The 14,827-nt window shown below is 68.0% G+C and carries 8 protein-coding genes; 6 read left to right on the top strand and 2 right to left on the bottom strand.

What is annotated here, in order from left to right; genetic code table 11:
- Positions 1 to 117: 117 nt before the first annotated feature.
- Entirely contained in the window at positions 118 to 1,776 is a 1,659-nt protein-coding gene (gene menD, locus BLV63_RS05110) for a 2-succinyl-5-enolpyruvyl-6-hydroxy-3-cyclohexene-1-carboxylic-acid synthase (RefSeq protein WP_066211841.1), read from the bottom strand.
- 344 nt (positions 1,777 to 2,120) lie between these two features.
- Here menD and BLV63_RS18305 point away from each other — a divergent pair, with 344 nt between their 5' ends.
- The 6 genes from BLV63_RS18305 (at position 2,121) to BLV63_RS05085 (ending at position 9,960) form a co-directional block, all read left to right on the top strand.
- Entirely contained in the window at positions 2,121 to 2,234 is a 114-nt protein-coding gene (locus tag BLV63_RS18305; RefSeq protein WP_139244649.1) for a potassium-transporting ATPase subunit F, read from the top strand.
- Positions 2,234 to 3,874 (top strand): potassium-transporting ATPase subunit KdpA, encoded by a 1,641-nt coding sequence (kdpA, locus tag BLV63_RS05105; protein ID WP_066211843.1) that lies wholly within the window; start codon positions 2,234 to 2,236, stop codon positions 3,872 to 3,874. Before BLV63_RS18305 ends, kdpA begins: the two co-directional genes overlap by 1 nt.
- The gene (kdpB, locus tag BLV63_RS05100) at positions 3,871 to 6,021 is read left to right on the top strand and encodes a potassium-transporting ATPase subunit KdpB (protein WP_066211845.1); all 2,151 of its coding nucleotides are present in this window, start codon (positions 3,871 to 3,873) and stop codon (positions 6,019 to 6,021) included. Before kdpA ends, kdpB begins: the two co-directional genes overlap by 4 nt.
- Before the next feature lie 9 nt (positions 6,022 to 6,030).
- Entirely contained in the window at positions 6,031 to 6,639 is a 609-nt protein-coding gene (locus BLV63_RS05095) for a potassium-transporting ATPase subunit C (RefSeq protein ID WP_066211847.1), read from the top strand.
- 70 nt (positions 6,640 to 6,709) lie between these two features.
- Positions 6,710 to 9,289 carry a DUF4118 domain-containing protein gene (locus BLV63_RS05090; RefSeq protein ID WP_066211849.1) on the top strand — a complete coding sequence of 860 codons (2,580 nt, stop codon included), beginning with the start codon at positions 6,710 to 6,712 and terminating at the stop codon, positions 9,287 to 9,289.
- Entirely contained in the window at positions 9,286 to 9,960 is a 675-nt protein-coding gene (locus BLV63_RS05085; protein ID WP_066211851.1) for a response regulator, read from the top strand. The genes BLV63_RS05090 and BLV63_RS05085 overlap by 4 nt, the downstream gene beginning before the upstream one ends.
- Positions 9,961 to 10,134: 174 nt before the next feature.
- Here the strand turns inward: BLV63_RS05085 and BLV63_RS05080 are convergent, their stop codons facing one another.
- Positions 10,135 to 14,772, bottom strand: coding sequence for an Ig-like domain-containing protein (locus BLV63_RS05080; RefSeq protein ID WP_175533605.1), 4,638 nt, complete (start codon positions 14,770 to 14,772; stop codon positions 10,135 to 10,137).
- Positions 14,773 to 14,827: the final 55 nt, after the last annotated feature.

Raw genomic sequence — 14,827 nt, 5'->3', positions numbered from 1 at the left:
GGAGCAGCCGATCGGCGTTTAAACGGAGCCACCTTGGCCCACTCATCGACTGCTCCGTAGACGTCGTTTTGGATGGTCTAAACGACATCTACGGAGCAGTCGATGGGAGGAACGGGGTCAGAGTGCTGCGCGGATGCGGGCGTGGAGGTCGCGGAGGCCGTCGCGTGAGCACCGGACCTCCAGCACGCTGCGGCCCCGCACCGGTTCGGCCAGAGCCGCGTCGAGTTCCGCCGTCGTCGTCACGGCGCGGTGCGGCACGCCGTAGGCGGCGGCCAGCGCGTCGAGGCGGACGGTGTGCGGGGTGCCGAAAAGGCGTTCGACGGCGGGCTCGTAGCCCCCGCGCAGCCCACCGTGCTCGAGGGTGCTGAAGATCGCGCCGCCCTGGTCGTTGAGGACCACCACGCGCAGATCCGGCTCTTCCTCCCCTGCACCGAGGAAGAGGCCGCCGGCGTCGTGCAGGAAGGTCACGTCACCGCAGAGCAGCGTGGTCTCGCGGCCAGACCCCAGGGCCACGCCGACCGCCGTCGAGGTCATGCCGTCGATCCCGGCGAGGCCGCGGTTGGCATGGACGGTCGCCAGGGGTTCCCGCGTGGGAGCGGCGGCCAGGTCGGCGTCCCGGATGCCGTTGGACGAGCCGAGCACGAGCTGCCCCCGGGCGGCCGCCCACACCGCCGCGGCGACGTCAGGCCCGGTGAGTCCGGGTTCCCGGGCGAGCACCTGCTCGATGCCGTGCTGGGCCTTCTCCCCCGCCAGCAGCCACGTGTCGAGCCAGCCCTCCGGCGCGCGCCCGGCGAACTCGGAGAGCTCCCGCAGCGTCGCGACCGGGCGTTCGAGGCGGCGTCCCGGCTGGTACCAGGCCACGGGGACCGGTTCGTAGAGCGCCAGCGGGATGTCCTGGCGGGCAAGAAGCGCGGTGACGGGACGGGACAGCGTCGGACGCCCGAACACCACCACCCGTTCCAGCGGCTCCGCAGACTCCGGGCCGAAGCGGTCCAGCAGGAGCCGGTACGGCCCCACGGCGTTCGGACCGAAGCGCGCGTTGGAACTCGGCTCGGCGGCCAGCGGCAGCCCGTGGGCGCGGGCGAACGCCTCGGCGATCGGCCCGGCGTCGTGCCCGGCCAGCACCAGGGTGCGGTGTTCGGCGAGGCCGTCCGGGGCGTCGTAGTGGATCGGCGCAGGGTCCGGGGCGAAGTGGAACGGCCGACGGTCGGAGGCAGCCGGAAACTCTGCGTCCGCGCCGGGCAGGAGCGGGTCGCGGAACGCGAGATTCACCTGGACCGGGCCGGGCGGCAGCTCCTCGAAGGCGCCGGTCGCGGCACTCAGGGCGGTCCGGACACCGCGCTGCGGATCATCCCCGGCGGGCACGTCCACGGCGAACCGCGCATGCTCCCCGAACAGGTCCATCTGCTCCGTGGTCTGGCTGGCGCCGGTGCCGCGCAGTTCCAGGGGCCGGTCGGCGGAGAGCACCACGAGCGGCGCCGCGACATGGTCGGCCTCCATGACGGCCGGCAGAAGGTTGCCCACAGCCGTCCCGGACGTCACGACGACGGCGGCCGGGGCCCCGCTGCCCAGGATCACGCCCAGCGCGGTGAAGGCCGCCGCACGCTCGTCGATCCGCACATGCAGGGTGATGCGTCCCTCGGCTTCCGCTTCCGCGAGCGCGTACGCGAGGGGCGCCGACCGCGAGCCCGGGGAGACGGCCACGTGCCGCACACCGCCGTCGAGCAGTTCAGCGACGACGATCCGGGCGGAGGCGAGGGCGGAGAGCTCAGTCACGAGACCAGTGTAGTGAGCGGCTCCCGGCGGGCCCGCGCCTGGCCGTCACCGCTTGCCGACGCCCCGCGCACGGCCCGCGTAAAGGAAGTGCAAAGGTTCGCTCCCGGCGCATCAAGGATGCGTAAAAGGCGGCGTCAACGGCCCCTCAGAGGACTTCACTGAGGGTGTGGGCCGCGGCGCGGTCCGGGGTGCGGCGTGAACCGCGCCCAGTGCGAATGGTCCGCCCGCACCGGGCGGCGAAAGGAACGTGAGATGGACGACGTGATCGCGGTGGGGGTCTTCGTGCTCCTGTCCGGCGCCATGGTCTGGCTGGCCAGTGCGATCGACAAGGTGGTGGGACGGAAATGACCGTCGACGTCCTGGTCTGGGTCCTCCTGGGGCTGGTGGCGGCAGCGCTGCTGGTCTACCTGGTGGTCTCCCTCATCTCTTCCGACAAGTCTTCCGACAAGGGGCAGTGATGCAGTACTCCTGGCTGTCCTTCCTCACGCAGATCGCCGTTCTGCTGCTGCTCCTGGGGGTGCTGCACAAGCCCCTGGGTCTCTACCTGCATGCCGCGCTGGAGGGCCGTAAGGACTCCCGCGTGGAGCGGGTCCTCTTCCGTCTGTCCGGGGTGTCCTCGACCCGCGAACAGGGCTGGCTCGGGTACACCCGCAGCGTGCTCGCGTTCTCGATCGTCTCCGTCCTGGTCATCTACCTGCTGCTGCGGCTCCAGGGGCTCTACACCCCTGGCGGACCGGGCGCGGTGGATCCGTGGACGTCCATGAACACCGCCATCTCCTTCGTCACCAACACGAACTGGCAGGTGTACGTCCCGGAGACGACACTCGGCTTCGGAGCCCAGATGGCTCTGCTGGCCGTGCAGAACTTCCTCTCCGCGGCGGTCGGCATCTGTGTCGCCGTGGCCCTCATGCGCGGCCTCACCCGCTTCGGCACCAGCCACCTGGGCAACTTCTGGGCCGACCTGGTCCGGATCACGCTCCGGGTCCTGCTTCCCCTGGCCGTGGTCGGCGCGCTCGTGCTCGTGGTGGCCGGCGTGGTCCAGAACTTCTGGAGCGGCACCGTGGCCAACCCCTTCACCGGGGCGTCTCAGACACTCCCGGGCGGTCCCGTCGCAAGCCAGGAGGCCATCAAGCTCCTCGGCACCAACGGCGGCGGCTACTTCAACGCCAACTCCGCCCACCCCTTCGAGAACCCGAACTCCTTCACCTCCCTCTTCGAGGTGTTCCTCATCCTCCTGATCCCCTCGGCGCTGCCGTACGTCTTCGGGCGCATGGCCGGCGACGCCCGTCAGGGCTACACGGTGCTCGGCGTGATGGGCGGCCTCTGGGCCCTCACGACGACGGCGATGGCCTGGGCGCTGGCCGCTTTCCCGGGTGCCGGCGAGGGTCTGGAGCAGCGCTTCGGCCCGGCGGCGAGCGGTGTGTTCGCTTCCGCCACCACGCTGACGTCCACGGGCGCCGTGAACGCGGCGCACGACTCCCTGCCACCCCTGGCCGGTGGTCTGGCCATGGTCAACATGATGCTGGGCGAAGTGGCTCCGGGCGGGGTGGGGTCCGGCCTGTACGGCATGCTGGTGATCGCCGTGGTCACGGTGTTCCTGGCCGGGCTCATGGTCGGACGGACACCCGAGTACCTGGGCAAGAAGGTCCAGGCCCGGCACATGACGCTCGCCGCGCTGTACCTCCTGGTGGTGCCCGTCCTGGTCCTGGTCCTGTCCGGCATCGCCGTGCTCGTCCCGGGGATCCTCTCCCAGGCCCCGGCCCAGGGACCGCACCAGTTCAGCGAGGTCCTGTACGCCTTCACCTCCGGCGCCAACAACAACGGCTCGGCGTTCGGCGGCATCACGAGTTCGGGCCCGGCCCTGTCGACCATGCTCGGCATCGCCATGTGGCTCGGGCGCTTCGTGGGCATCGTGCTGGTGCTCGCGCTGGCAGGCGCGTTCGTCACCCAGCCCCGCGTTCCGGCGTCGGCCGGCACGCTTCCGACCCACGGCGGCCTGTTCGCCGTCATGCTCACCACCGTCGCGGTCCTCCTGACCGCCCTCAACTACCTCCCAGCCCTCGCGCTGGGCCCGCTCGCAGAAGGCACCCTGTCATGAAGACCGCATTCGACGACACCACCACCCGCCCCGCAGCCGCTCCCGCACCCCGCGAGGAGGAGCTCTCCGGCCACAGCTACAAGCGCCGCAGCAGCTGGGACCGCAAGACCCTGCTGGGCGCGGTGCCCCTGGCCCTGAAGAAGTTCTCGCCCCGGGCCATGGCGCACTCCCCGGTCATGTTCACCGTCCTGGTGGGCACGGCGGTCTCCCTCCTGGTCTGCGTGGGACAGTTCGCCTCGGGCTCGCCGGAGGCCGGGTTCAGCCTGGCCGTGACCGTGTGGCTGGCCCTCACCGTCCTCTTCGGCAACTACTCGGAGGCGCTCGCCGAGGGCCGCGGCAAGGCCCAGGCGGACAGCCTGCGCGCCAGCCGTGAAGGTCTGAAGGCCCGCAAGCTCCACGGAGCCGGCGAGGAGACCGTCGCGGCGTCCGAACTCCACCGGGGCGACCTGGTGGTGTGCGAGGCCGGGGACGTCATCCCCTCGGACGGCGAGATCGTGGAGGGCCTCGCGATGGTGGACGAATCGGCCATCACGGGTGAGTCCGCCCCCGTGGTCCGCGAGTCCGGCGGCGACCGCTCCGCCGTGACGGGCGGCACCACGGTACTCTCCGACCGGATCGTGGTCCGCATCAGCGCCGAGCCGGGAGCGACCTTCCTGGACCGCATGATCTCCCTCGTGGAAGGCGCCGAGCGCAAGCGCACCCCCAACGAGATCGCCCTGCACGTCCTGCTCGTGGCCCTGACCATCACGTTCCTCGTGGTGACGGTGACCCTGGTCCCGTTCTCCCAGCTCGCAGGGGCGGTGCCGAGCCCCATCGTTCTCGTGGCCCTCCTGGTCTGCCTCATCCCGACCACGATCGGCGCCCTGGTGCCGGCCATCGGCATCGCCGGCATGGACCGCCTGGTGCAGCACAACGTCCTGGCCACGAGCGGACGGGCCGTGGAGACGGCCGGGGACATCACCACCCTCATGATGGACAAGACGGGCACCATCACCTACGGCAACCGCCGGGCCGTCGAGTTCGTCCCCGCCCCGGGAGTGGCGCGGGAGGAACTGATCGAGGCTGCACGGCTCTCCTCGCTCGCCGACGAGACCCCTGAGGGCCGGTCCATCGTGGAGCTGGCCGAGAGCCTCGGAACCGCCCCGGCACAGGGCCGGCCGACGCTGGAGGACCTGTTCAGCGGTCCGGACGCGGCCGAGACCGTGGAGTTCACCGCGGCGACGCGGATGAGCGGCCTGGATCACCGCGGAGTGAAGGTGCGCAAGGGGGCGGCGGCCGCCGTCGGGCGCTGGGCCGAAGACGGCGGCAGCGCGCTTCCCGGCGCGGTGTCCGCCACCGTGGAGGAACTCTCCCGGCGCGGCAGCACCCCGCTCGTGGTGGCCCGGCAGGACGCCCGGGGCGGCGTGGAGGTGCTGGGCACCGTGGAACTGGCCGACGTGGTGAAGCCCGGCATCGCCGAGCGGTTCTCCACACTGCGCACCATGGGCATCCGCACCGTCATGATCACCGGCGACAACCCCCTGACCGCGGCGGCGATCGCCGAGCAGGCCGGGGTGGACGACTACCTCGCCGAGGCCACCCCGGAGGACAAACTGGCCCGGATCCACGCGGAACAGGCCGCCGGACGGCTCGTGGCCATGACCGGCGACGGCACCAACGACGCCCCGGCACTCGCCGCCGCGGACGTGGGGGTCGCCATGAACTCCGGGACGCAGGCCGCCAAGGAGGCGGCGAACATGGTGGATCTGGACTCGGATCCCACCAAGCTCCTGGACATCGTGGCGATCGGCAAGCAGCTGCTCATCACGCGCGGTTCGCTCACCACCTTCTCCGTGGCGAACGACGTCGCGAAGTACTTCGCGATCATCCCGGCCCTCTTCACCGTGGCGTACCCGGGCCTCGGCCTGCTGAACATCATGGGTCTGCACTCGCCGCAGAGCGCGATCCTCTCCGCCGTGATCTTCAACGCCCTGGTGATCGTCGCCCTGGTGCCGCTCGCGCTCAAGGGCGTGAAGTACCGCGCCGTGAGCGCCCAGAACGCGCTGCGGCGCAATCTGCTGGTGTTCGGCGTCGGCGGCCTGATCGCGCCGTTCGTCGGCATCAAACTCATCGACCTCGTGGTGGCTCTGCTGCCCGGACTCGCGTAGGAGCACCTCATGACCGCGACATTGCGACAATTCCGTGTGGCCTTCGTCCTGCTGGCCCTGCTCACCGTCATCCTGGGCGGACTGTATCCCCTGGCGGTCTTCGGACTCGGTCAGGCGATCGCCCCGGCGCAGGCGAACGGCTCCGCGCAGAGCGTGAACGGCTCGCCCGCCGCCTCCTCGCTCCTCGCCCAGCCCGTGCCGGAGACGGACCGCCGGTTCTTCTTCCCGCGGCCCTCCGCAGTGAACTGGGACCCGAAGACGTCCTCGGCGACCAACCTCGCCCCCACGGCAGCCGCCCTGAAGGAGGCGAAGGACACGGCGCGCACCGCCGTCGCGAATCGGGAAGGGGTGGCCCGATCGGCGGTTCCGGAGGATGCCGTGACGTCCTCCGCCTCCGGCCTGGACCCGGACATCTCCCCCGCCTACGCGGCGCTGCAGGCGCCGCGCGTGGCCCGTGCCACGGGGCTGTCCCTGGGCGACGTCCAGGCTCTCATCCAGCAGTCCACCACCACCGGGGTCGAATCTCTCCTGGGCCAGGAGTCGGTCAACACCACGACGCTGAACCTGGCGCTGGGGAAGCGCCTGCAGACGGCGCCGCCTCAGACCGGAAACCACTAGTGGAACGCCCGGGAGGCCGTCCGCCGAAGGGCACCCCCTCTGTCAGGATCGGCGCTGTTAGGATCGGCGCATGAGACGCGGCCGGTTGCGGGTGTTCCTCGGGGCGGCCCCGGGCGTCGGCAAGACGTACGCCATGCTGGAGGAGGCCCACCGGCTCCGGGCCTCCGGCGAGGACGTGGTGGTGGCCGTCGCCCTCGATCACGGCCGGCCCCAGACGGCCCGGCTGCTCGACGGACTCGAGACGGTGCCGCTCCGCCGCCACACGCACCGCGGCGCCGCGCTGGAGGAGATGGACCTCGACGCCGTGCTGGAGCGCGCGCCGGCCGTCGCCGTCGTGGACGAATACGCCCACAGCAACGCCCCCGGCTGCCGGAACGCGAAGCGCTGGGAGGACGTGGAGGAACTCCTGGCCGCGGGGATCGACGTGCTGTCGACCGTCAACGTGCAGCACCTCGCCTCGCTTCACGACGTCGTTCAGGCCATCACCGGCACGCGGCAGCAGGAGACCATCCCGGACGCGGTCGTGCGGCACGCGGATCAGATCGAGCTCGTGGACATCGCGCCGGAGCTGCTCCGCCAGCGGCTGAGCCAAGGCGACGTCTACCCCGCGGAGAACATCGACGCCGCCCTCGCCAACTACTTCCGGCTCGGCAACCTCTCCGCTCTGAGGGAGATCGCCCTGATCTGGCTCGCCGACCGGGTTGACGAAGGTCTGGCCCGGTACCGCGAACACCAGGGCATCGAAGGCACCTGGCCCGCGCGCGAACGGATCGTGGTGGGCCTGACCGGCGGGCCGGAGGGCGAGGTCCTTCTGCGCCGTGCCGCCCGCATCCTCTCCCGGGTGAACGACGGCGACCTCCTGGCCGTGCACGTGCGCCGCGCCGACGGCCTGGACGACGGTTCCGCGGGCCGGCTGGGCGCGCAGCAGCGCCTCGTGGAGGACCTCGGCGGCCGCTTCGTCCACGTCTCCGGGGAGGACGTCGCGGCGTCCCTCCTCGACTACGCCCGGGGCGCGAATGCCACGCAGATCGTCATCGGGGTGTCCCGGCACGGGCGGCTCCACCAGCTGCTCGGCACCGGCGTGAGCAACGCCGTGGTGCGCGGTTCCGGGGACATCGACGTCCACCTCGTGACCCACCCCTTCACCGGCCGGCAGGCCGCCCTGCCGTCCGCCGCCCCGTCGCTCAGCCGGCTCCGGACCACGCTGGGCTTCGTGCTGGCGGTCGTGGGGCCGCCGCTCATCACGCTGCTGCTCTCCCCGTTCCAAGGGCTCGACCTGGCCACCCATGTGCTGGCCCACCTGTGCGTGGTCATCGCGGTCGCCTTCGTGGGCGGGCTCAAGCCGGCGGTCCCGGCGGCGATCCTGGACTCGTTGCTGCTGAATTTCTTCGTCACGCCCCCGGTGGACACGTTCACCATCTCCGATCCCCAGAATCTCTTCGCCCTGATCGTGTTCCTCGGGGTCGCGATCGCCGTCTCGCTGGTGGTGGGGCTGTCCGCCCGGCGCAGCGTGGAGGCCCGGCGGGCGCGGGCCGAGGCCGTCACGCTGAGTGAGCTCGCGTCGTCGTCGCTGGCGAGCGACCAGAGCCCGGCGGAGTTCCTCCGGCAGGTGCGGCAGGAGTTCTCGCTGGAGTCGGTCTCACTGTTCGAGCGGGACGGCTCGCAGGCCGCGGGTGACGACGCCGGCTGGCGGCTCAGCGCCTCCAGCGGCGCCGGCGCGCCCGGCAGCCCGGCGGAGGCCGGCACCGCCGAGGAGCTCTCCCCGACCGCGCTGCTCGCGTGGAACGGGCGCGTCCTCTCGGGCGGCGAACGGCGGCTGCTCCGGGCCTTCGAGTCCCATCTCCTCGCGCTCCTGGAACGGGACCGGCTGGCCCTGAGCCTGGCCGACACCGTCAAACTCGCGGAGGGCAACCGCATCCGGACGTCCCTGTTGCAGGCCGCGTCCCACGACCTCCGCACGCCGCTCGCGGGGATCGGTCTCGCCGCCACGGCCCTGCGGCGCCAGCGCGGGAAGATGACGGAGGAGGAAGAGGAGGAGATGCTGGAGACCATCGAGAGCTGCAACCACCGGCTGGAGTCCCTGATCGCCAACCTCCTGGACATGTCCCGGATCTCCGGAGACGCCGTCACGGTGCTCCACGAGCCGGTCTCCTGGCTGGAGGTGGTCCCGGAGGCTTTGTCCGGGGTGTCCGAAGGAGAGGTGCGCGTGGAACTCGCCCCGAATCTCCCGCCCGTCGACGCAGACCGGGGTCTGCTGGAACGGGCCCTGGCGAACCTCGTGGAGAATGCTGTCAAGCACGCGCCCGATTCGGGTGTGGTCCTGGTGGCGACCCCCGGTGGTCTTCTCGGACCGGTGCTGGACGGCCGTCCCGCGAGCGAGCTTCGAGTGGTGGACCATGGCTCCGGTGTGGCCCAGGAACGCCTGGCCGAGATGTTCCAGCCGTTCCGCCAGCTGGACACGCAGGCGAGCGGGCTGGGGCTGGGCCTCGCGGTGGCGCGAGGATTCATCGAGGCGATGGGCGGAGAGCTCACCGCGGAGCCGACGCCGGGCGGCGGCCTGACGATGGTGGTCCGGCTCCCGCTCTACGCGGGGCCGCACTCGCACGGCACGGCTCTCGGATCACGCGAAGGACAGGAGGAGCAGGCATGAGGAAGGTCCTCGTGGTGGACGACGAGCCGCAGCTGCTCCGCGCCCTCCAGATCAATCTGCGGGCGGAGGGGTACGACGTCGCGGTGGCCGCGGACGGCGCCTCCGCCTTGCGTGCCGCCGCCGACAACCCGCCCCATGTGGTGGTCCTGGACCTCGGCCTGCCGGACATGGAGGGCACCGAGGTGATCCACGGCCTGCGCGGCTGGACCGAGGTCCCGATCATCGTGCTCTCGGCACGGCACGGCTCCTCGGACAAAGTGGAAGCGCTCGACGCCGGTGCGGACGACTACGTCACCAAACCCTTCGGCCTCGACGAGCTGCTGGCCCGGATGCGCGCGGTGGAGCGGCGCCGGGTGCAGGATTTCGCGCCCGGCGTGGTCGAGGCCGGGACGCTGCGCATCGACCTCGCGGCTTCTTCGGTCACCCGCGACGGCGAACGGGTGCACCTCACGCCGCGTGAATGGGCCGTCCTCCAGCTCCTCGTGGAGAATTCCGGAAAGCTCGTCACCCAGCAGCACGTGCTCCGTTCCGTCTGGGGCCCGGCGTACACGGAGGAGACCCAGTATCTGCGCGTCTACCTCGCCCAGCTGCGGCGGAAACTGGAGCAGGACCCGGCCCATCCGGAGCACCTCGTGACCGAGCCCGGCATGGGGTACCGCTTCGTTCCGTGAGGACGGCCCTGACCGTACGACGGAAGCAGCGAAAACGTTTCGGCACGCGTGACCATCGTGCGGGCAGAGGTCAAGGACCGGCTCACTATCGGTGTGGGGAATGCCCCGCTGTACACGGACTGAGGGCCTCACCCCCGGCGATAGGAGTGAGGCCCTCAGTGTGAGGTGCTGCGTTTAGTGCTGGCGACGTCGGCGCAGGATCAGGAGTGCGGCACCGGCCAGGAGCAGGGTCGCCCCGGTTGCGATGACGCCCACGTTGACACTCGCACCGGTGCTGGCCAGTCCATCGCCTGGGTTCGGCGCCGGTTCCCCAGGGTTTCCGGGGTTCTGGGGTACGGCCGCGGACGGCAGGTACGTGACGGTGACCGTGGCCCGGACCTCCTTGCCGTCGACATCCTTGACGAGGTACTTGATCGGTGTCGGGTCACCCGTGAAACCCTTCTCGGGGGTGAAGGTGATCTCCCCGGTCTTGGGGTTCACGGTCCACTTGCCCTCACCGGGGACGACCAGCTCATCCACCGGGTTACCAGTGGAAGGATCAATGATCTTCACGGTGGAGGGGTCGAGATTGCCCTTGTCGTTGCCCAGGACCGGGATGGTGACGGTGGTTCCGGGCTTATTGCCCAGCGACTCGTCATTGCTCGCGGTCGGTGGCACCGGCTGAAGGTAGGTCACGTGGACCGTGGCTCCGGTTTCGTTGCCTGTCTTGTCCTTGACCGTGTATTCGATATCCGTCGGATTACCCGTGAAGCCCTTCTCGGGGGTGAAAGTGATGTCCCCGGTCTTCGGGTCAACCGTCCACTGGCCCTCGCCCGGGACGACCAACTCGGTGACAGCGTTACCGGACGGGTCCTTGATCTTCACCGTCGACGGATCCAAATCACCCTTGTCATTCTTCAACGCCGGGACGGTCACCGTGGAGCCCTGCTTATTGTTCAGGGATTGGTCATCGGTGGCCTCAGGCTTGTAGGTCACGTGGACCTTCGCACCCGTCTCGTTGCCGGCCTTGTCCTTGACGGTGTACTCGATATCCGTCGGGTTACCCGTGAAGCCCTTCTCGGGGGTGAAGGTGATGTCCCCGGTCTTCGGGTCAACCGTCCACTGGCCCTCGCCCGGGACGACCAGGGAATCAACGGGATTACCGTCCTTGTCCTTGATCTTCACCGTCGACGGATCCAAATCACCCTTGTCATTGCCCAGGACCGGGACCTTCACGGTGGTGCCGGGCTTATTGTTCAGTGACTGGTCGTTGGCCGCCTCGGGCACGTAAGTCACGTGGACCTTCGCACCCGTCTGCTGGCCGGCCTTGTCCTTGACGGTGTACTCGATATCCGTCGGGTTACCCGTGAAGCCCTTCTCGGGGGTGAAGGTGATGTCCCCGGTCTTCGGGTCAATCGTCCACTGGCCCTCGCCCGGGACGACCAGGGAATCGACGGGATTACCGTCCTTGTCCTTGATCTTCACCGTCGACGGGTCCAGATCACCCTTGTCGTTCTTCAGGGTCGGGACGGTCACCGTGGAGCCCTGCTTGTTGTTCAGCGACTCATCATTCGTCGCCTCCGGCAGATACGTCACATGAACGTTCGCTCCGGTCTCGTTCCCGTTCTTGTCCTTGACCGTGTAGGCGATGTCGGTGGGGTTACCGGTGAAACCCTGCTCCGGGGTGAAGGTGATGTCCCCGTTCTCCGGGTTCACGGTCCACTTGCCCTCGCCCGGGACGACCAGGGAATCGACAGGATTACCGTCCTTGTCCTTGATCTTCACCGTCGACGGATCCAGATCACCCTTGTCATTCTTCAGCGTCGGGACAGTCACGGCAGTTCCCTGCTTGTTGTTCAGCGACTCATCGTTGCTGGCTTCAGGCAGATAGGTCACATGAACCTTGGCGCCGGTTTCGTTGCCGGCCTTGTCCTTCACGACATAGTCGATATCCGTCGGATTACCGGTGAAACCCGCCTCCGGGGTGAAGGTGATGTCCCCGGTCTTGGGATCGACCGTCCATTTGCCCTCGCCCGGGACGACCAGGGAATCGACGGGATTACCGTCCTTGTCCTTGATCTTCACCGTCGACGGATCCAGATCACCCTTGTCGTTCTTCAGGGTCGGGACGGTCACCGTGGAGCCCTGCTTGTTGTTCAGCGACTCATCATTCGTCGCCTCCGGCAGATACGTCACATGAACGTTCGCTCCGGTCTCGTTCCCGTTCTTGTCCTTGACCGTGTAGGCGATGTCGGTGGGGTTACCGGTGAAACCCGCCTCCGGGGTGAAGGTGATGTCCCCGGTCTTCGGGTCAACCGTCCACTGGCCCTCGCCCGGGACGACCAGGGAATCAACCGGATTGCCGTTCTGATCCTTGATCTTCACCGTCGACGGATCCAGATCACCCTTGTCATTGCCCAGGACCGGGACCTTCACGGGGGAGCCCTGCTTGTTATTCAGCGACTCATCATTCGTCGCCTCCGGCAGGTACGTCACATGAACGTTGGCACCCGTCTCGTTCCCGTTCTTGTCCTTGACCGTGTAGACGATGTCGGTGGGGTTACCCGTGAAACCCTGCTCCGGGGTGAACGTGACGTCCCCGGTCTTGGGGTCAACCGTCCACGTACCTTCCCCCGGGACGACCAGGGAATCGACCGGATTACCGTCCTTGTCCTTGATCTTCACCGTCGACGGATCGAAGTCGCCATCGTCGTTACCCAAGACCGGGACCGTGACGGCTTTTCCCTGGGCATTGTTCAAGGACTCATCATCCTTGGCAACCGGCTCGGGAACGTACGTCACGTGGACGTTTGCGCCGGTCTCATTGCCGGCTTTGTCCTTCACGGTGTAGCTGATGTCGGTGGGGTTGCCTTTGAACCCTTCTTCCGGAGTGAACGTGATGTCCCCGGTCTTCGGGTCAACCGTCCACGTGCCCTCACCGGGCACGACCAGGGAATCGACAGGATTACCGTCCTTGTCCTTGATCTTCACCGTCGACGGATCCAGATCACCCTTGTCATTCTTGAGAACGGGAACCGTGACCACAGTTCCCTGCTTATTGTTCAGCGACTCGTCGTTGCTTGCTTCAGGCTTGTAGGTCACGTGGACTTTCGCACCGGTCTGCTGGCCGTTCTTGTCCTTCACGACATAGTCGATATCAGTAGGGTTGCCAGTGAATCCGTCCTCCGGGGTGAAGGTGATATCCCCATTCTCCGGGTTCACGGCCCACTTGCCCTCGCCCGGGACGACCAGGGAATCGACAGGATTACCGTCCTTGTCCTTGATCTTCACCGTCGACGGATCCAGATTTCCGGTGTCATTGCTCAGCACCGGAACGGACACCGCACTGCCCTGAGCATTGTTCAGCGACTCATCGTCCTTGGCCACAGGCGCCGCCGTATAGCCGGCGTCGACGTGATCCGCCTCCGGCGCGTCCGTGTTCAGCTCAACGACGTCGGAGAGGCCAGAGGCATCGATATTCGAGTCTTTGCCCCGGTCCGCACCGGCACCAGGCGTCGTCGGGGACATCCCCTCCGGAGCACCGCTGAACCGCACCTTGTACTTACCCAGCGGCAGATTCTCAAAGCGGTAAGCCCCGTTGGCATCCGTGGTCGTCGTGATCGGGTTACCGTTCGAGTCGAGCACCGGCTGCCCGTTCTCATCCAACAACTCGACGGTCACACCCTGAATTCCGGGCTCACCGTCATCCTGAATGCCATTGCCATTCGCATCATTCCAGACACGGTCACCGATGACACCCGTCTGCGGCAAACGCACGGAGAAATGGGCCTGGTCGTTCTGAACCTGAATGGTGTTGTTCGGCAGCTTGGCGGATTCTCCCCACGTGGCGTTGAGGCCGTTGACACCATCCATGCCCTTGCGATTGGCGAGGAACCATTCACTGCCGGTCCCGTACTCGGCGTTGGAGAACGCAGTGAACGGAGCAACATCGTGGTCGATGCGGAAGGTCACCGTGTCGAAGGTGCCACGCAACAGCACCGAGCCACAGGCGCCAGCGGCCGTGCGCGGACTGGCGTTGGTCGCTCCAGCGTTATCCTGGGTCTCCGAATAGCAGGTGCCGTTGGCATTGCGGCTGGCTGCTTTGAAGCTGGTGGGCGTGATCGTCATATTGGACGGGTTCGTGCCCGACGGCGCCTGGAGAGAAACGCCCTGAGTCACAAGGTTCCATTGCTGCTGCAGGAACCCGCCGCGGTAGGAGTAAGGATCACTGGAGCTGTCGCGGGCCCTCGCCCAGAGGTATCCGCCGAGACCACTGACGTCCAGGATCGGATCCGTCACCGTTTTGTCGAAGGTGATCGTCACTTGCGATGCGTCCTCACAGACCCCGTTGAAATCGGTCTTCTGAGTCGAGTCGAAAGCGCCGCAGTTGGAAGGGTTGGTTTCGACAGCGATCGCAGGAAGGTTGGCGACCGTCGGTGAACCGAGGAAAGTCCCAGAGTTCGCCTGCCAGTAATCCTGGTTGTTGACAGCATCGAGATAGTTGGTGCCCTTGACGGTGGCGTCGGACTCCTTGACATCCATCCGGATGCCGATGTTCCCGGTCCGCATCGGCAGCTGCGAAGTCGCCGAGTAGGTCGCGGCATTGCGCTGTCCCGGCAAGGTGTTTCCCGTGGCCGCGGAGCCGGGGCTCACCAGTGTCCAGGTGTCATTGAAGACGTAGCCGTTCTGGGCGGCGGCGAAAGCCGCCGGAGCAGTGACAAGCGAGGCACCCAAGGTGCTGGTCGCCGCGACGGCCGTCGCCAACACGGAAGCGCCGATCTGACGCGCCTTCCCTGCTGGCTTCCTCCGTCTGTGGAGGGCATGATTTCCCATTCTGAACTCCTCAAAAGGTGCGGACATGAAGCCGACGAACGCCGAGATTGAAGCA

Source organism: Arthrobacter woluwensis (assembly GCF_900105345.1).
GTDB classification, from domain to species: Bacteria; Actinomycetota; Actinomycetes; order Actinomycetales; family Micrococcaceae; genus Arthrobacter_E; species Arthrobacter_E woluwensis.
The sequence above is the reverse complement of the archived record's forward strand: the minus strand, read 5'-3'. Positions and strand labels throughout refer to the sequence as shown.